Source organism: Streptomyces sp. NPDC104096 (assembly GCF_055584385.1).
Genome location: NZ_JBVJMD010000024.1, coordinates 62,122 through 80,775 on the forward strand (window position 1 = coordinate 62,122; position 18,654 = coordinate 80,775).

Below are 18,654 nucleotides of genomic sequence, written 5' to 3' on the forward strand. Positions count from 1 at the left end.
GGTCGGCGTGGGCTCTCCATGAGCCGCTGCGCGTGCATCGTTCCGCCGAGAAATCGTCACTCAGTGGCGTGCCGTTCACCGGACAGGCCGTGAATCTGCCAGTCGCGAGGTGCTATGCCGTAAGCGGCACGGAAAACACGGCTGAAATGGCTGGGGCTCACGAACCCCCAGCGTCGGGCGACGGCCGCCACCCCGAGTCCCAGAGCCGGGGACCGCAGAAGATCCCGACGGCACCGCTCCAGTCGCTCCGCCCGGATCCACTCCCCGACGGTGGTTCCCTCCAGCTGGAACAACTTGTGCAGGTAGCGCACCGAAATGAAGTGAGCGGCGGCGATCGCGGTGGGCGACAGGTGCGGGTCGGAGAGGTTCTGCAAGATGTGGTCCTTCACTCGCACCATCATGGCCGTGGCGGTCTCAGGAGCCTGAGGCCTGAAGCGGCCGCGCCGCTCGTTGATGACCAGTGCCAGCAGGTCGAGCCCGGTGGCGACGAACTGGCGGCCGACGACTTCGTCGAAGTCCGCTGCCTCGCGCGCCATGCGCGCAAAATAGGTCGCCACCAGTGCGGCACCTCCGTCACGACCCGAGAACGCACTCGCAGTCAACGCGTGCAGGTCTTCGTCCCGCACGCGAAGCTCCTTTCGAGGGAACTGAAAGGAAGTGAAGCGGAAATCGCCCTCAACTTTCTTTCTGAACACGCGAGACGAATCGGAGATGGAGAAATTTCCCGGCTCTATCAGGCACTCTCTCCCGTCCTGCTCCTTGACGGCGCTTCCTCTGCGCTGAAGCGTGAGGATGAGGTATTCCTTCCCGTCCCTGGCTATCAGGCGCTTGCTGCGCGTCACCTCTTGAGAGCCGGCCTGGACGTCCGACACCTGTGTGGCACCCAATTGGTGGGTGACGATCCTCCCTGGTGACGGATCTTCCTCCAGGATATTGACATCGAGCGGTACGAACGTCCGGGACACCGCTTCATGCCAGCGCTCGCTGCGGTCGGCTGCGGACAGTTCCGCGGTGGAAAGGACGACGGACATGCGGCCCCTTGGAGACGTCATCGACAGGCGGTTCGGATCCGGTCACCGGGCAGCCCGATCACCGAAGTCCCGCCGTTCCTACCGGAACACCGTGCCAGCCGGCCCGGGCCGGCACATCGCGTGAATCCGCTAGACCGGTCGGGGGTGACGGCCTGAGGCGCCTCTCACTTGATGGCTCCGCCGGTGGCACCGGCGGCGGCGTAGCGCTGAGCGACGACGAGCAGTACGGCGGCTGGGACGGACGTCATGACTGTGGTGGCCATGATGGCGTTCCACTGGTTCGTGTGCGCACCGATGTACTGGTAGATGACCAGGGTGATCGGCAGCCGAAGAGCAGCAGCAGGTGTGCCGCGTCGGGCATGATGCACATCCACGGGGCCAGGCGTCCCCCAAAACGCGCATGAGCCGGTCAGTTACTGGTCGCGATCCGCTGGGCATGCCTGAGGGCTTGCTCCGGTGTCTGCTCGCCCGTCAGCGCGGCCTGGATCGCGGTGTGTATCCCGGTCGCCGCCTTGGGCCACTTGACGCCGAGCTTGACGGTACGGGGCCGCGCCGATTCCACGCTCTCGACGAAGGCAGCCATCGACGGGACCTGCTCGGCGTACTGGGAGGCCACGGTGGAGCGGGAGGGCACGGTGAAGTGCTGCTTGGCCAGGGCGAGCATGCTGGAGGAGTCGTTCAGGCAGGCGAGGACCTGGGCGGCCTTCTCCTGCCGTGCCTTGGAAGAGTTCTGCGGCACAGTCCACACCTCACCGCCGAGCGGCGTGACCGGGGTCTGCCCGGTCCGGGGAACGGGGACGGGGGCCACTCCCCAGTGCAGGTTCTCGTCCTTGTTCAGGGCCGGGATCCGCCACGGACCGTTGAGCATCATGGCTGTCTTTCCGGTGGCGAACTGGTCGTGGACGTCGGCCTGCGTCCAGTTCAGCACCGACTTCGACATGGATCCGCTCTTCACCAGGTCGACCCACAGCTGGAGTGCCTGCGCGGCCTGCGGGGTGTCCAGTTGCTTCTCGTCCCCGCCGTTGGACCACAGGAAGGGCAGGAACTGCCAGCTGCCCTCGAAAGTGGCGTTCGCGTCGACCGCCATGCCATAGCGCCCGGGACGGGTCAGCCTGGCCGAAGCGGTCTTCAGCTCGTCCCAGCTCCTCGGCACGGCGACACCGGCCCTGGCGAGCATGTCCTTGTTGTAGAAGAGGGCGACCGTGCTGACGTCGGGCGCGAGACCGTACACCTTTCCCTGGTAGGTGCCCGCCGACAGGATGCCCTTGGCGAAGCCGCTGGAGTCGATGCCGTACTGGTCCAGCGGGGTCAGCACACCGGTCTGCGCGATCTGCTGCAGGTCGGGGTTGTCCAGCATCAACAGGTCGGGAAGGGTCCGCGACGACGCCTGCCGCAGGACCCTGGGGACGAGCGACGCCGCCGGAACGCTCGTCTGCTCGACCTTTACACCGGCGGTCCTGCCGCAGGCGGTGAGTATCTCGCCCCATTGGCTGTGTTCGGATTCGTCGGTGTAGTAGTCGAGCACCGTGATGGACGTGACCTCGCTGGCGGCGGACCCGGTGCCGGTTCCGCCACCACACCCGGTGGCGGCCAGTGCCAGGGCGATGGTTCCGGTCAGGACGGCGTCGATCCGCCGCGCCGGCCGTCTGGCCAGTGAGAACATGCTGATGCCTTTGCCGAGGGACGTCTCCGACGCATGCTATCGGGCTCTGCACGAAGACGTGTGACCACCCCTTTCCCCTGCTCAGACGGGCTGTTGAAGCTCGTTGCCGTCGCCGCGACCGATGCCCTGCCCGGCGGCTTCCAAAATCATCGCCACCACGGCGTCGGGCTGCGACAGCATGACGGCGTGTGAGCCGTGCAGCAGGTGTTCGGTGGCCGCCATGCGTTGTGCCATGAAGCGCTGAGCGGTGGGGTTGAGCATCCGGTCTGCGGTCGCGATGGCGTACCAGGACGGCTTTACGGCCCATGCCGGCGCGCCCGATCTGCTGGTCAGCGCGCTGTGGGCGATCGGGCGTTGGGCCACGGACATCACATTCCTCAGATGGGGCGACAGGTCGGCGGCGTACACCTCCGAGAACCGTTCCGCACTGATGTAGAGCTCGCTGTCCGGGCCGCAGGGAAGCTGCGCCGGAAGGTCGGCGGCGAAGATCGCGTCGGCCGCCGGCATGGAGGGAAACCGGCTTGTGACGTCCAGGACGCACTCGCCGGCGTCGAGGCCGAACGCCGCGACGTAGCACAGCGCCACGACATTGTCGGCGTCGGTGGCGGCGTGCGTGATGACCGCGCCGCCGTAGCCGTGGCCGACCAGCACGACGGGGACACCGATGTCGCCTACCACGCTCCTGATGCAGGCAGCGTCCTGCGCCAGGCCGCGCAGCGGATTCGCCGGGGCGCGCACGGTCGAACCGGCAGCGTGAAGGAGGCTGATGACCCCCGCCCAGGACGAGGCATCGGTGAACGCCCCGTGTACGAGCACGACGGTCGGCGGTGGGGGGACAGGTGGCATGACGGTGCCCTCCGATTGGGTTCGCTGTCCCAGCCAAGTGGGTTCAGGCGCGGAGGGGCATCGCGTGAACGTACCAATCATCCTCAGGACCGGTCAGCGTCGGGCATGGCCATGACCACGTTGGCGAGCTGGACCCGGGAGTTCACCGCCAGTTTGCGGAAGGCGGAGGTCAGGTGTGTGTTGACCGTATGCGGTGAGACGACGAGCAGGTCGGCGGCCGACCGGTTGGTGTGGCCCTCGGCGATCAGGCGCGCGACCTTCTTCTCCGAGGCCGTGAGGGCGCCCCATCCCTGGACGGGGCGCTGCCTGGTCACCGCCCTTCCGCTGCCGGCCCCCGCGCCGTCCAGGCCAGACCGCAGGCGGGCCGCCGCGGCGTGGGCGCCTGACTCGGCGAACATGGCGTGGGCCTGGGTCAGGGCGGCCGTTGCCTGAGGTGTTCGGCCCGCCGCGAGGAGTGCCTGTCCGAGATCGGCGTACGCTGCGGCGCGGACCAGCGGGCGCGGGCTTGCCTTGAGCAGTGCCACGGAGTGTTCGAGGAGGGCGAGATCGTTCTTGGCGAGCCCAAGGGCCTGGGCCGCGATGCCCGTGGCGGTCGGCGTGGCGGGGTTGCGTGCGCCGTGCGCCTCGGCCTGTGCGGCCAGGTCCTCGGCGAGCTCCTGATCCGCACCGCGCAGGGCCATGCGTATCGCGGAGTCGACCCAGTCGCGCAACAGCCGCCAACGCATGAAGGCACCTTCTCGCTGCACCTGCCGGATCCTGTCGACGGCAAGCCCGAAGTCTCCGTCGGCCTCGGCGTGGACGGCTTCCAGGAAGCGCACCGCGGCCGTATTGCCCGGGTTCGGTTTGACCACCAGTCTTTCCCGCGCCGCGGCCAGGTGTTCCCGCGCTGCTTCCCGGTCGCCGCGCAGCAGGGCGATCCGGGAGCGGATCACGCGAGCGTTCACCTGCTGGACGGGTACCTGTACGTCGTCTTCCAGGCGCTCCACGGTCGTGAAGTCGGCGTCGGCGTCGTCGAGCCGGCCGAGCCCCAGATCGTGCTGGCCCTGTGCCCACAGCATCATCGCCTGGCGCATCGTCCCGGCGTTGTCGGCCGCGTGCAGGAGCAGTCGTCCGCCGGACGCGAAGTCGTCCATGTGCAGGTGCGCGACGATCTCTTCGGGAAGGAATGCGGAATCGATGGTGCTGAGCGCGGCGAAGCGCTCCAGAGCGACGGCGTTCTCACCCGCGTTCTGCGCGATCTCGCCGAGCCCGGACAGCGCCAGGACGTGCGCCTCCCGGTCACCGATCGCGGTGGCGGCCCGCAGCGCGGTCTCGCCGGCCTCACGGGCCGCGGCGAGATCCTGTCCCCGGGACAGAGCCAGCGCCCGCAGGGCGGCCAGCCTCGCCCCGGCCTCCGGAGCGGTGCCTCCGACGGCGAGGGCGGATTCGGCCCGGCGGCGCAGCTCATCGGCGAGATCCAGGTTCCACAGCGTCGCACCGAGGGCGGCCTGCAGCCGGCTGAACACCTCCAGCGACGGTCGGCAGGCCAGCAGCCGGTCACCGATCGACAGCGCCTCTCGACTCCGGCCGGCCCGGGTCAGGCAGAGGATCGCCTGTTCACCCACCTCGAACTTCAAAGGCCGTGCGGGCGGCACCAGTTCAAGCGCACGCGTCATCAGGTCGGCCGCGAGCCCCGGCGTGACCGGCAGCACATTCTCGGCGGCTCGCCGCAGCAGCGCCACGGCCTCCTCGTCTCCGGGCAGAGCACCCCTGAGGATGTGCGGCACCGCGTCGATCGGCTGGTGGCCCGCGGCCACAAGGTGGCCGGCAGCCTCCCGATGCAGAGCCTTCCGTGCCGATGGCGGGACGTCGACGTAGACGGCCTGGCGCAGCAGATCATGTCGGAAGACCAACTGGTCGCCGTCGTCGTCCAGAAGTCCGGAGCGCACCGCCTCCTCGAGCGCCGAGATCAACATGGCGGGCGGCCGGCCGTACAGCGCGGCGGCGTCGTGGAAGCCGAACCTGCGCCCCAGCACGGCTCCCATCTGAAGGAAGCGCAGGGTGCTGGGCTGCAGGGATTTGAGTCTGCCGCGCACACCCAGCACGAGCGTCGAGGGCACGAGATCCCCCGAGGCCTCGGGGCCGTCCAGTCCCGCGAGCATCTCGACCGCGAGGAACGGGTTCCCTCCGGCCCCGTCGAGCAGGTGCTGTATCCGCTCGTCGACAGCCGCTCCCAAGGTGTCGGCGGCCAGCTGGCGGATGGCCGCGCCGGACAGCGGCCCCAAGGGCACAGCGACCGTCGGAAGTCCGCCGGCCGCGGCCGCGACGATCTCTTCCGCCGGCCCGGCGGCATCCGGTCGCGCGGCCAGCATCCACAGGACCGGCGAGGTCCTCAGGCGTGTCGGGAGCTGCTTCAGGGCAAACCGGCTCAGCGGGTCTGCCCACTGCGCGTCGTCCAGGCCGATCAGCACCGGCGAATTGCAGGCTCTGCCTTCGATCGCCTCCGCGAGGCGCTCCACCAGCCAGATCCGCTGGTCCTGATTGCGCGCGAGATCGGCGAAGGCGTCGTCGGACAGCAGCGGTTGGTCGCCGTGCAGGACGCAGGCCGCCAACGACGAGAGGGGCACGATGTGGTGCAGCTCGTCGGCCTTGCCGAGGCCGACGGAGAATCCCGCAGCCTCGGCCCTGGTGACGGTCTCGGCGAGCAGCGTGGTCTTGCCGATGCCCGGTTCCCCCTGGATCAGGGCCAGCCCGCCGCTTCCGGTGCGGGCCACCGAGGCGATCAGTGCCTGAAGTTCTTCGAGTTCGGCCTCTCGGCCGCGCAGACCGCTACGCGTCAGCGATTCGCCCGACCCCACCACTCACGCCCCTTCCGGCCCGCACTCGCCGGCCGGAGCCGGGATCGGCCCCGTGCCGATGAGCGGCCGCACCGTTCGGCAGTGGATCCCTTCCCCCGAGAGCGTGGAATGCGAAGCGGCCGCCCTGCGTGTTCGCGGGCGGCTTTCAGGCGGGCGAGTCCGACCCGGGAGGCGATGTTGAGCTTGGTGAGCGCGAACCACAGGTGCGAGCTTACGGTGTGCCGTGGGATCGCGAGGCAGCGCGTGACCTGCCGGTTCGTGAGGTCTTCGGGCACCAGCCGGATCAGCGCGGCCTCCGGGACGGTCGGCTCCGGCCCCACCTTGACGGACCCCTCGGGGTCACCGCCCGGGAGCAGAGGGCGAGTGCCCGAGGGGTCCGTCAAGGTGGGGGCACGGGTGTCGAGCGGTCCCGAGTGTGCGTCACCGACGCTGCCAGGACCGGGAACCGCGGGTTGCGGGCTGCCCGCGGCTCCGCCCTGATGCCGGCCGGCATCACAGGCTCGCGGTACCCGGCTTCGCCGCCGCCCGCTGTCGGCGCTCTGTGGTCCAGTAGAGGAGAGCCATGGTGGGGAGGGCGGCGCCGAGGGCGGTCAGGGCGATCCAGCCTCCGGCGTGATAGACGACGGAGCCGAGTTGCGAGCCGACCGCGCCGCCGACGAAGAACAGGGCGATGAAGGCGCTGTTGAGGCGGGCGCGGGCAGCGGGGTCGAGCTGGTAGACGGTGTGCTGGCTCAGGATGAGGGTGGTCTGCACGGCCGTGTCGATGAGGATCGCGGCCAGTGCGATCAGTACGACGCTGTGTCCGCCGAACCCGGCGAGAACGAAGGCCAGGGCGGCGACCACGAAGGCGATGCCGGTCATGGGGCGTACGAGCCCCCGGTCGGCCCAGTGCCCGGCGAACGGGGCGACGGCCGCTCCGGCCGCGCCGACGAGGGCGAACACGCCGACCCCGACCGGGGAGTAGTGGAAGCGGGGACCGGTCAGCACGAAGGAGACCGTGGTCCAGAACGCGCTGAAGGCGCCGAACATCGCCGCTTGGTAGAGGCCACGGCGTAGCAGTACCGGGTGCGTGCGCACCAGCCGGACGGTGGAGCGCAGCACGTGGTGGTACGGGATGGTGGTGGTCGGCGCGTGCCGGGGCAGGGCCGCGCGCAGGGCCATGGCGAGCACGGCCATCAGGGCGGCGGAGCCGAGGAAGACGACACGCCAGCCGGCGAGGTCCGAGACCAGACTGCTCACCGTGCGGGAAAGCAGGATGCCGGTGAGCAGGCCGCTCATCACCCGGCCGACGATGCGGCCGCGGGCGTGGTCGGGAGCGAGGCCGGCGGCGAAGGGCACCAGGATCTGGGCGACGACCGAGGTGGCGCCGCTGACCAGCGAGGCGATCAGCAGCATGGGGAAGCTGGTGGCGAGTCCCGCCGCCACGAGGGCGAGCGTCGTGACCGTCAGCAGGACGGTGATCAGGTTGCGCTTCTCCAGCCGGTCGCCGAGCGGGACCAGGAAGAGCATGCCGATCACGTAGCCGACCTGGGTCAGCGTGATCAGTGTGCCGACGGTGGCCGTGCTGGTGTGGAAGACACCGCTCAGCGAGGACAGCAGTGGCTGGGCGTAGTAGAGGTTGGCGACGGTCATGCCGGAGGCGACGGCCAGGAGCGCGACCAGCCAACCCGGCACGTCGTGAGGGGCCGCTGGGGCTGCCGGCCGGCGCGAGCTCTGGAGATCGGATGAGGCGGACATGTGCACCTTCTTGACGGGGCACGCTGGAAGACCGGCGTGGGTGGAAGTGCTGTCGGTGGCTGGCAGCTTCCTCGATGCCGTCACACAGTCAGAAGCGTCGTTCCGCCCCCGGTGATTCCTCGTCCGAGGCGATGGTTCGGGATGTCAGTCATCTCAATCAGAGATAGGCCCCGCAGAGTCGTACCGCCGGTGGCTCGGGGCCCGCCCGCGGCGGGCGAAGCGCAGGGCGTGAACCGGATGACTTGCACGTGGTGGCGTTCGGAAGGGAGGGCGCGGGAAGGCGATCGCCGTCGTGACCGTCGACGCTGCCGAAGCGGTCGGATGCGTTCTCCCAGGCTTGCCGGGCGTCGACGATGTCTTCGTGGGTGCGGCCGATGAAGTTCCACCACATGACGATCGGTTCTTCGAACGGCGTCCCGCCGAGCAGAACTGCCCGAGCTGGAGCGTCCGTCTCGTTCGTCAGTGTCAGCGAGTCGTTCCCCGTGCCGAGGCAGCCCAACTCCGCCGGGCGCAGGAGGGTTCTGGCCATGCGGACCTCCCCTTGGTCGACGAGCAGGCCGTGCTCGAAGCCGGCGTCCACGGGGAGTGTGGTCGTGGAGCGCGGGTCGAGGACGAGTTCGGCTCCGAGCAAGGGCGTAAAGGTGTGCACGGGGGAGGTGCCACCGGCGAGGGATCCCAGGAACACCCTGACTTCCGCACCGCCCGTCCGGACCGGGTTCGGTACGTGGTGCCGGAAGTCGCGGCCGGTGTGCCGGTGCCCTTCGGGCAGAGCCACCCACAACTGGACGCCGTGCAGGATCGTCGTGCTGACGGTGGAGACTTCCGAGTGGCTGATGCCGTACCCACCCGTCATGAGATTCAGCTCGCCGGGCCGTACGAACGCGTGGCTGCCCAGGCTGTCGCGGTGCTCGAACTCCCCGCTGAACAGCCAGCTCACGGTCTGCAGACCGGTGTGGGGATGGGGAGCGACGTCCATGCCGTCCGTGCGGGCGACGTCGTCCGGGCCGATGGGGTCCCCCCCCGCGAGCGAAGCCGAGCGTGGGGGAGGTCGACAAAGCACCAGGCACCGATCAGCGTGCGAGCCCGCTGCGGCAGCGTGCGCCGCACCGTCATGGCTCGTGGGCCGCCCAACGGGACGTCCCGTGCGGACAGCACGTCGACCTGCGGCACTGAATCACCGTGGTGCACGGCAGCGCGGCGCGGTGGGATCCACTTCGACGTTGCTCATCGCACTGCTCCCGATCGCAAGGTGATTTCGCATTCAATAAATAGCGGCGCTGACCGGCGCTGACCGGCGCTCGCGGCGTCCGAGCCGGCGATGGACCGCAGACGTGGACAGCACCTTACGGAGGGCCGACGGAGCCGTCTTGTCTGTCGGTGCATCACCAGTGGTCCGCCCGCGCCCGCGAGGGTGCCGGTGGCGGGCGTCTTCGAAGAGCCTCGCGTGCAACGTGTCGAGGCACGTTTGCGTCCGGGCGCTTCCAGGCAACGAGCAGTGCGCTCGAGGACAACAGGGGGCGGAACGTTCGCCCTAGCGTGCTGACATCCCGTGCGGCGAACGTCGCGCGCCAGTCACTCCGAACGAAGGAACGAGACCTTGCCGTACATCACTGTCGGTCAGGAGAACTCCACCACCATCGATCTCTACTACGAGGACCACGGCACCGGGCAGCCGGTCGTCCTCATCCACGGATTCCCGCTCGACGGCCACTCCTGGGAGCGGCAGAGCGCCGTGCTGCTGGCCGCGGGCCACCGCGTGATCACCTATGACCGCCGAGGCTTCGGGCAGTCGAGCCAGCCGACGACCGGCTACGACTACGACACCTTCGCGGCGGACCTGAACACGCTCATGGAGACCCTCGACCTGCGGGACGCGGTCCTGGTCGGCTTCTCGATGGGCACCGGCGAGGTCGCCCGCTACGTGTCCGCCTACGGCACCGCCCGTGTCTCCAAGGTCGCTTTCCTGGCCTCGCTGGAGCCCTGCCTGCTCAAGACGGACGACAACCCCGACGGGGTCGCCCCCAAGGAGTTCTTCGACGGCGTCGTCGCGGCCGTCAAGGCGGACCGCTACGCGTACTACACGGACTTCTACAAGGACTTCTACAACCTCGACGAGAACCTCGGTACCAGGATCAGCGAGGAGGCCGTACGCAACAGCTGGAACGTCGCGGCGGGTGGTGGCTTCTTCGCCGCGGCCGCCGCGCCGTCGACCTGGTACACCGACTTCCGGGCCGACATCCCGGCCATCGACGTACCGGCCCTGATCCTGCACGGCACGGGCGACCGGATCCTCCCCGTCGAGGGAACCGCGCGACCCTTCCACAAGGCGCTGCCGTCCGCCGACTACGTGGAGATCGAGGGCGCCCCGCACGGGCTGCTGTGGACTCATGCGGAAGAGGTCAACTCCGCGCTCCTCGCCTTCCTGGGGAAGTGACCCGGCCGCAGGCCCGCGCGACGGGCCTGCGGATCGAGGCTGCCGTCGTGATCGCCGGGGACGGGGATCCCGACGGCGCCGACGTGATCGGAGACCGCTGGGGTGGGCGGCGCCGACGGTCCAGGAGGAACCAGGTACGCGCGGGGGAGGGGGCGTGCCGCTGTGGGGGCCGGCACTCACCCCGGGGCAGTGCCCTCCTGGACCACACCGCTCCGGCTGCCCTGTTCCGCGCCGATTGCTTCTTCACCGGCCTCTACATCGAGGCCTCGCGCGGCACCAGTCGAGTGATCACTCCCTCACTGCCGGTGCTGGCTGCTGAGTGGCAGGTTGTCGGCGGCAGGTAAAAACGCGGCGTCTTTGCGGTTCGCGGAGAACATGCCGTTCACCGCAGCGTACGCACTGGATGCGATGGAGCCCGGGTTTGGTGCTGGTGGCCTGTTCGACGTCCGAGACGCGTACGGTCACGGCCATCTTCCACCTGCCGGCGGTCGGCAGCTGGAGGCCCGCGTCGAGGGGGAGGCCGAGGTGCACGAGCTGACGAAGTGTCCTCGCCCGCGCGCACCAGGACGCATTCCGGGACCGGCAACAGATGATCAACCGGCTCCGGTCACACCTGCGTGAGTACTGTTCAGCCGCCCTTGCCGCCTTCCACCGCCCCGGAAAACCCGGGCTCGACTCTCGAGGAGGCCGGGAAGGGACGGAGGCCGGGGTGTGCCGTGGGGATCGGGCGGCCCGGTGCCCTGCTCGCGCGTCGGCGGGGCCGCGTGCAGGGCGGGCCGACAAGCAGCTCGGCTACCCTCTGGCGGGTGATCTTGGGCGGGGGAGCGTGACCGGGCGGGTGGGCGGCGGGGGCTGATCGCGTATGCATCTGACCCGACGTCTGCTCACCACGACGGCCGCCGTCGCCGTCCTCGCGATGCCCTGTCCACGGCTCCGCCGACCACTGCCCGGACGGACATATCCGATCAACCGACAAATGAATCAAGGAGACACGCTCTAGCCGGCCGGTGGACTCCCGGGGGCCGCCTGGGACGCCGGTGGCTCCGCTGGGCGCCGACGGGCGCGAAATGCCGGTGCGCAGGTTTCCCTGGGCGCCTGTCGGTGGCGGCGGGTCGGTGTCTGTCCTCCCGGCCCGGACAGGCGTGGACGACGGAACCCGGTAGAACGGCCGCTGCCTGGGAAGACGCGGATTGATCTTCGTTGCCGTCCCAGGGGAGGAAACATCACCATGGCCGTTCCCGCACGCGCCCGGCGTACCGCGCGCCGCTCCCACCGGTTCGAACTCCGGGCGACGGCCGTCTACTTCGCCATCCTCGCCGTCATCCTCGCTCTGGTGGGCGTGGCCGCCCGCACCGCGGCCGCGGCGGCGGTGCACCGTCCCGCCTGGGCTGTGGCGCTCGCCCTCATGGGCTTCGGCGCTGTCATGGTCGGCTGCCGCGGGAAGCGCCGCATATCGGCGGCCAGGATCGCGCGCCGCTCGGCCGAAGCCCTGGACGAAGCCACGCGGACGGCGGTCGAAGCGCTCGACGCGGCGTCACCGGCTCCCGCCGTCGGCCTGGTCCCCGCCGGGGCCGACGCCTGCAGCGGCAGCCTCGGCACGGAACCCACCGCCCTGCTTCCCGAGACCATCCTCGAGGCGCCCGCGGTCACGGTGGAGATCGCCTACGAGATTCTGGACCCGGACGAGTTCGAACAGGCGGTGGCCGAACTGTGTCGACGCGACGGCTGTCTCGACGTGGACGTCGTGGGCGGGGCCGGCGACCTGGGCGCCGACGTCGTGGCGAGGACGCCCGAGGGGCGCCTGGTCGTCATCCAGTGCAAGCGGTACTGCGACGGCAACAGGGTCGGCTCACAGGACCTCCAGCGCTTCGGCGGCACCTGCTTCACCGTTCACGGCGCCGATGTCGCTGTCGTGGTCACCACCAGCGACTTCACCGCTCCCGCGCTCGACTACGCAGAGCAGTGCGGCATCGTGTGCGTCGACGGTCCGCAACTGCAGCGCTGGCAGGAGGGTGCGGGACCGCGGCCATGGGAGGCGCAGCCGTCGGCGGGCTGAGGCGGGTCGTGGGCGGCACGCCCGGTTATAAGGAGGTCGCCATCCAGTCCCAGGGCTTGTCGGCGATCTGCTGGAGCAGACCCTGGTCCGGTTCGCCGTCGACGGCGAACCGGACCACGATCCCGTTCGGCCCGTTTCTTGTCGCCGGAGCGTTCGCCGCAGTGCTCATGGGCTCCTTTGCTCCGTGACCTTCGTGTGCCGTCGATCAGTTCGGCAGGCCGATGCGGAGGGCGAAGCCTCGCAGGTGGGCCAAAGGGCGGGCCAGGTCGGCGTGGTGGGCGGCCTGCCACTGTCCTGACGGGGGCCATTGACGACCAGCTGATCGAGGAGCTGGTGGGTCGGGCGCAGGCTGAGGGCTTGCAGCTGACCGGTGAGGGCGGGCTGCTGCAGCAGCTGACCAAGAGACTGCCGGAGTCTGCCCTGGAGGGCGAGATCACCGACCATCTCGGCTATGGCAAGGATGACCCGGCCGGCAAGAACGGCGGCAACTCCCGCAACGGCAAACGCTCCGAGACGGAGCTGACCGACGTCGGTCCGGTGGAGATCACCGTGCCACGCGACCGGGACGGCTCCTTCGAACCGAAGATCGTCAAGAAGCGGCAGAAACGCCTGGCCGGGGTCGACGTGGTGGTCATCTCGTTCGCCGCGAAGGGCCTGACCGCGGGCGAGGTGCAGGCCCACCTGGCCGAGGTCGACGGCGCCGAGCTTTCGTGCCGGACGATCTCGACCATCACCGACCACAGATCTGGACGAACAACCCGCAGGAGCGGCTGAACAACCAGCGTCGAGAGTGACTGGACGGGGGACGTCTTGTGGCCGACGGGGTGCGAAAGCAGCAAAAAGACCATATTCCATGATGTCGGTCACAGGGTCCCGCGAAAGAACTGGCGCGCTTAGTAGATGCGGCGCAGTGAACATCGGTGCATTTGTCCGAATTCGTCCGAATGTGGATAGTGCTGTGCATCCCGGAATTCCGCCCCGCCGGTCCGCGCGCCCATTGCCCGGTGACATAAGGCTTCTGACGCTGCGACAACTCTTCCTCCTGCCTCCATGTGCGGACCGGAGGCCCGCGCACCGCCCTGGCGAGGCCTCGGAGTCTACGAAGCGTCGTAGTGGTGGGGCCCATTGCGCGTCCTGTCGAGCAGTTCTAAGAATGTCGACCCACAGGACGTCGCTGCAGTTCGGAACCGGTGTTCACGCCGAGTCGACCGCGCGCTGTGGTGCTCGGCGTCACCGAGTCAGTAGGAGCCCCCATATGAATTCGTTCCGAATGTCCCCGCGACTCCTCGCCCTCGCTCTCGGCCTGGGTCTCGCTTCCAGCGCGCTGGGGGCCGCGGTGCCGGCGAGCGCCCAGCCGGCCGCCACTTCGCCCGCTTCCGCCGGTACCTCCACGGCGGGGTACGACGGTTCGGCAGAGGAGGCCGCGAACAACAAGGCGTTCTTCGAGGCCGTGCTCAAGTCGGCCGCCGAGAAGGACGCCACCCGGCCCAGCGGGCAGGCGGTGACCCTTCACTACGACGCCTCGCAGGCGCCGAGCTTCCGTTCACAGATATCGAGCGCGGCCGCGATCTGGAACAGCTCCGAGTCCAACGTCAAGCTCGAAGAGGCTTCGAGCGGGGCCGACTTCTCCTACTACGAGGGCAACGACCCGCGCGGGTCCCACGCCTCTACCGACGGGCACGGAAGAGGCCAGATCTTCCTCGACTACACCCAGACCCAGCAGAACGACTCGATCCGCGTCGTCACCCACGAGACCGGGCACGTGCTGGGCCTGCCGGACGACTACAGCGGGCCGTGCAGTGAGCTGATGTCGGGTGGCGGCCCCGGCCCGTCCTGCACCAACCGCTACCCCGATGCCACTGAGCGCGCGCGTGTCGACGAGCTGTGGGCCGGCGGAAGCGCGCAGGCCTCGGGCACGGTGATTCAGCCCGCTGGCGGCCCGAGCGCTGCACCGTCGGTAGGGACCGTGACGCCGGGCCACGGTCCGTGGCGTCCGCACCGCCACGCGCCCTGGAACTGATCGCGTTCCAGTGGGAAACGGCTCGCTGTCGAGAGTGGTTTCCATCACATGCCCAAAACGGTCGTCTGAGCATTCTCGCGGGACGGCGACAGACGCTGATGCTCCTACGACCGTCCCGGCAGGGCGGAGCCAAGGAAGCCGACCGCCCACTGGGTGGAGACCTTGAACGTGACCCACAGAGCCGGGCCGGTGGCCGACGCTGCCGCCCGGCGACGATCGGCAGAAGTTGGTTCTTGAGCAGTTCGCACGCACGCTTGACGTGGTGACCTGTGGTTCTCTCCGCCACGATGAACGGGCGCATCGTCACCGGGTCTCCTTCGCGATGAAAGCCGTGGCCCGCTTGAGGACCTCCATGTCCTCTCGCGGCCTGCGGTTCTCTCCATCCCCCCGGAGTGCGGCAACTTCCCCGCGTTTGCTGCTGGTCAAGCCGTCCCGTCCGCCCGCGTGGGCTCCGGACCGCTTCGCCCGGCCGGCACCCGGCGCAGTATGCGCGGTCGCCGACCCTCAGGGGCTGACCACACGCCGTCTGCCTGTGGAGGTCTCGCTGAGCTCCGGACCCGCCAGAGGTCGGACCGTCGTCGACCGCCGCACCCGCATCGGCGAATCCGAGACACACGAGGGGCTCGCGAGCAGCCGCTGGTGGGCGTGGCATTCGACGTCGACATCGCGAGGTGCGTGGACCTGCGCCTGGGGGTCATGGAGCGCTAGGTGTGTTGATCACGAGAGTTGTTGACAGTCACGGGCTTGATCATGGCGAAGACCTCCGGTGCGGTGCTGTCCGGGACAGCACCGCACCGGAGGTCTTCGTGTCCCGACGCAATGCCCGGCTGACCGTTCAGGGCAGGGGCTGGCGTGGCAGGCGTACGGCGATCTGCGATCGAGTCGTACGCAATCCCTGCCGCGGCGCTGTCACAAAGCCGGCACTTGCTCGGTCATTCGCGCAAAAGGGGCATATCGCCACCCGGCGTCACGCCGTCAAAATTCCTGGCCGTCCAAGGAGGGTGTCTCTGTGACCGCAGCGGCTCTTGGCATGGTAACTCTAGGTAAGGCTCTGACTGCTGCCGATGTGTCCGACACGGCGATCGCTTTGTTGGACGATCGGGGAACGGTGGTCGGCTGGACGCAGGCTGCCGAGCAGCTTGTCGGATACTCCGCCGGAGAGGCTGTGGGCCGGACCGCTGACCTCGTACTGCCGGACTTCACTCAGGTGCTGACGACATCCGGCTTCGTCGAGCAGGGTCACGTCCGGAACGCATGGTCGGGCACGACGGAGGTGCGCCACCGCGACGGTCGTATGTTCGACATCTGTCTGCGGATCTCGATGCTGCGGGGAGAGGAGGGGGCACTGCGCTGGCTCGTGTCCCTGACGGACGCCGGCGTACTGCATGGGGACAGGCTGAACGAATCGGTGCGAGGACCGCTCATCGCCCGCACGCCGATCGGCGTCGTCATCCGGGACCTGCAGCTACGGTGCACTTGGGCGAACGACGCGATGGGGAGCCACGACGGCATTCCGCGTGATCAACGGCTCGGACGCAAGATCCGCGACGTCCAGCCCGACCACAGCGCCGACGTGCTCGAGGCGCTGATGAGGCAGGTGCTGCAGAGCGGCACCACCAAGGTCCACGAGTACCGGATGTGGCGGCCCACGAGCCTGGGTGAGGAGCGTCCGTTCTCGGTTTCCTTCCACTGCCTCCTGGGCGCCGACGGGCAGGCGCTGGGGGTGTGCATGATCAGCTCCAGCGTCATCGAGAACCAGCAGGCGGGCGAGCGCCTCGCCCTTCTCGGCGAGGCCGGCGCGCGTCTGGGCAGCACACTGGATGTGATGCAGGTCAGCCAGGAACTGGCCGACCTCGCCGTGCCGCTGCTCGCCGACTATGTCGCCGTGGACCTGGAACAGTCGGTCTCGTTCGGTGAAGGCCCCCCGGTCGGTATCGGCACCGCGGGCAGGCGGCTCCCCGGCCTCCGACGTGCCGGCCTGGCCTCGATCAACCACGGGATCCCCGAATCCCCGTGGGTGCGCGGTGAACTGGTCCTCGCTCCGCCGGTCTCGCCCCTCACCGCTGTCCTGAGTGCCGGGAAGTCCCGCCTTGAGGCGGCTTTGGACACCGCTCCGGGCACGTGGGTCGACGGGGTGCCGAGGCTGGGACACCGGATCCGCGACAACGGAATGCACTCGCTCATGGTCGTACCCATCCGTGCACGGCGCACCCTGCTGGGCGTGGCGCTGTTCGTGCGCACGAAGAATCCCGTGCCCTTCCATGACGCCGATCTGGTGCTGGCCGAGGAGCTCGTCCACCGCGCAGCGCACTCCCTGGACAACGCTCGTCAGTACACCCGCCAGCACACCGCCGCACTCACCCTGCAACGTCACTTGCTGCCGCGCCGTCTGAGGGGTGGCATGGCGGTCGAGGTGGCGTCGCGTTACCTGCCCGCAGACGCGGACCACTGCGTCGGCGGCGACTGGTTCGACATCATCCCGCTCTCCGGTGCGCGCGTGGCCCTCGTCGTCGGTGACGTGGTCGGTCACGGCCTCCACGCCGCCGCGACCATGGGCCGGCTGCGCACCGCCGTCCACACCCTCGCGGACATGGAACTACCCCCCGACGAACTGCTGGCCCACCTCGACGACACGGTTCAAAGGCTCGGTGAGGAAGACTGCGACCTCCCGGACCAGATTCCCGCGGTGACGGGAGCCACCTGCCTGTACGCCGTCTACGACCCGGCTACCCGACGATGCACCATGGCGTCGGCGGGACACCCGCCGCCTGCGATCATTGACGCGCAGGGCCGTGTCGTCTACCCCGACCTCGCCGCCGGTCCTCCCCTGGGGGTGGGACTCGGGGACCCCTTCGAGTCCGTGCAGCTGGAGCTGCCCGAGGGGAGCCTCCTCGCCCTCTACACCGACGGTCTGGTCGAATCGCGCGACCGCGACATCGAAGAAGGAATGCACCGCCTGGGCAGGGTGCTCGCGGAACCCGGCCGATCGCTGGAAGAACTCTGCGACATCGCGACGCGGAACCTTCCGGACCAGGCGTTGTGCGACGACGTCACCCTCCTCCTCATCCGCACCCGCGCGCTGAGCCCGAGCCGGACGGCGTTCTGGACACTTCCCTGTGACGAGACGGCAGTCCGCAACGCCAGGGACCTCGCGGCACAGCAGCTGACCGAATGGGGCCTGGAAGGTCTCGAGGATGCTACGAAGCTGATCGTCAGCGAACTCGTCACCAACGCCGTCAGCCACGGAACCGGGCCGATCGGGCTGCGGCTCATCCGGCACCAGGCCCTGACCTGCGAGGTGTCGGACACCGATTCCTGCGGCCCGCGGACGCGTCTCGCACGTACCACGGACGAGCACGGCCGCGGCCTCTTCCTCGTCGCCAAGCTGGCCCGCAGGTGGGGTTGCCGCTCGGCACCGGGCGGCAAGGTCGTCTGGGCGGAACAGGGCCTCCCTGTACACCCGGCCCGGAACCGGCGCCCGTCTGACCGGAAACCATCCACACCGCTGTCCATGGGCGTGGGGTCCACGGGGGCGGTCGCCGCGTGATGACCGGCCATGGTGCCTGGACCACCAAGTCGGGTCGGACCGGTTGCACCGGCGGTAGCACCCGTGGACGACACCACGATGATCGGTGGTCGGAGACCTCGGCATCCCCCTTTGCGCCACCTCCAACGCTTCGCCTCAGGGCGTAGGAAGGCGCCAAGGGCTGGATGGTGGTGGAGCGTCGGGGGATCGGGTGGCGGAACGGGTGCGGGTTCGTGACCCTGCCGTCGAAACCCCTGGTCGCAGCCGGTACCGAGGCGGCTGCCTTCACCGACTGCGCGTCGATGATGCCGGGCGTCGGCTCCGGGTCCCGGCTCGCGACCGTGCGGACCCGGTCGCGCAGCCGGTCGTGGAACTCGGCGGCCGGGTCCTCGTGTCCGGCGCCGTCATGAGCACGTTGAGATCGGGGTGTACGAGCCCGGGCGTCCGTGTGGGGAGGCCCGTCGACGGTCCGGACTCGCAGAGGCCCGGGGTGCCGTCTTCCGC

The 18,654-nt window shown here is 69.3% G+C and carries 11 protein-coding genes and 5 pseudogenes; 7 read left to right on the top strand and 9 right to left on the bottom strand.

Going from position 1 to position 18,654, the window contains the following annotated elements:
* Nucleotides 1–56: 56 nt before the first annotated feature.
* The 8 genes and pseudogenes from ACZ60B_RS23870 to ACZ60B_RS23905 all read right to left on the bottom strand — a co-directional run bounded on the left by ACZ60B_RS23870 (nt 57) and on the right by ACZ60B_RS23905 (nt 9,342).
* On the bottom strand, nt 57–1,031 hold the full coding sequence (locus tag ACZ60B_RS23870; protein WP_469390094.1) for an AraC-like ligand-binding domain-containing protein: 975 nt from the start codon (nt 1,029–1,031) through the stop codon (nt 57–59).
* Nucleotides 1,032–1,195: 164 nt separating this feature from the next.
* Nucleotides 1,196–1,354 (bottom strand): annotated as a pseudogene (locus tag ACZ60B_RS23875) (carbohydrate ABC transporter permease); the annotation flags it as partial.
* An 86-nt stretch (nt 1,355–1,440) separates the two neighbouring features.
* The gene (locus ACZ60B_RS23880) at nt 1,441–2,694 is read right to left on the bottom strand and encodes a sugar ABC transporter substrate-binding protein (RefSeq protein WP_469390096.1); all 1,254 of its coding nucleotides are present in this window, start codon (nt 2,692–2,694) and stop codon (nt 1,441–1,443) included.
* Nucleotides 2,695–2,775: 81 nt separating this feature from the next.
* Nucleotides 2,776–3,540, bottom strand: a complete 765-nt coding sequence (locus ACZ60B_RS23885) for an alpha/beta hydrolase (protein WP_469390211.1) — start codon at nt 3,538–3,540, stop codon at nt 2,776–2,778.
* Nucleotides 3,541–3,623: 83 nt separating this feature from the next.
* The gene (locus tag ACZ60B_RS23890) at nt 3,624–6,380 is read right to left on the bottom strand and encodes an ATP-binding protein (protein WP_469390098.1); all 2,757 of its coding nucleotides are present in this window, start codon (nt 6,378–6,380) and stop codon (nt 3,624–3,626) included.
* Nucleotides 6,356–6,697, bottom strand: a complete 342-nt coding sequence (locus tag ACZ60B_RS23895) for a LuxR C-terminal-related transcriptional regulator (protein ID WP_469390100.1) — start codon at nt 6,695–6,697, stop codon at nt 6,356–6,358. Before ACZ60B_RS23895 ends, ACZ60B_RS23890 begins: the two co-directional genes overlap by 25 nt.
* Nucleotides 6,698–6,869: 172 nt before the next feature.
* Nucleotides 6,870–8,051, bottom strand: a complete 1,182-nt coding sequence (locus ACZ60B_RS23900; RefSeq protein ID WP_469390213.1) for an MFS transporter — start codon at nt 8,049–8,051, stop codon at nt 6,870–6,872.
* A 220-nt stretch (nt 8,052–8,271) separates the two neighbouring features.
* A pseudogene (locus ACZ60B_RS23905) lies at nt 8,272–9,342 on the bottom strand (pirin family protein).
* A 369-nt stretch (nt 9,343–9,711) separates the two neighbouring features.
* Between ACZ60B_RS23905 and ACZ60B_RS23910 the strand changes: the two are divergent.
* From ACZ60B_RS23910 to ACZ60B_RS23920, 3 genes and pseudogenes are all read left to right on the top strand, one after another.
* On the top strand, nt 9,712–10,548 hold the full coding sequence (locus tag ACZ60B_RS23910; protein ID WP_469390102.1) for an alpha/beta fold hydrolase: 837 nt from the start codon (nt 9,712–9,714) through the stop codon (nt 10,546–10,548).
* 541 nt (nt 10,549–11,089) lie between these two features.
* Nucleotides 11,090–11,239: pseudogene (locus tag ACZ60B_RS23915) on the top strand (IS110 family transposase); the annotation flags it as partial.
* A 537-nt stretch (nt 11,240–11,776) separates the two neighbouring features.
* A complete protein-coding gene (locus ACZ60B_RS23920; protein ID WP_469390104.1) occupies nt 11,777–12,604 on the top strand; it encodes a restriction endonuclease in 828 nt (275 codons plus the stop codon).
* Nucleotides 12,605–12,629: 25 nt separating this feature from the next.
* Here the strand turns inward: ACZ60B_RS23920 and ACZ60B_RS23925 are convergent, their stop codons facing one another.
* Nucleotides 12,630–12,773, bottom strand: a complete 144-nt coding sequence (locus ACZ60B_RS23925) for a hypothetical protein (protein WP_469390106.1) — start codon at nt 12,771–12,773, stop codon at nt 12,630–12,632.
* Between the two features lie 125 nt (nt 12,774–12,898).
* Here ACZ60B_RS23925 and ACZ60B_RS23930 point away from each other — a divergent pair.
* The 4 genes and pseudogenes from ACZ60B_RS23930 to ACZ60B_RS23945 form a co-directional block, all read left to right on the top strand.
* A pseudogene (locus ACZ60B_RS23930) lies at nt 12,899–13,342 on the top strand (transposase); the annotation flags it as partial.
* A gap of 517 nt (nt 13,343–13,859) precedes the next feature.
* Nucleotides 13,860–14,624, top strand: a complete 765-nt coding sequence (gene snpA / locus ACZ60B_RS23935; RefSeq protein WP_469390108.1) for a snapalysin — start codon at nt 13,860–13,862, stop codon at nt 14,622–14,624.
* Nucleotides 14,625–15,102: 478 nt separating this feature from the next.
* A pseudogene (locus tag ACZ60B_RS23940) lies at nt 15,103–15,332 on the top strand (nucleoside hydrolase); the annotation flags it as partial.
* A 58-nt stretch (nt 15,333–15,390) separates the two neighbouring features.
* Nucleotides 15,391–18,171 (top strand): SpoIIE family protein phosphatase, encoded by a 2,781-nt coding sequence (locus ACZ60B_RS23945; protein ID WP_469390110.1) that lies wholly within the window; start codon nt 15,391–15,393, stop codon nt 18,169–18,171.
* Nucleotides 18,172–18,654: the final 483 nt, after the last annotated feature.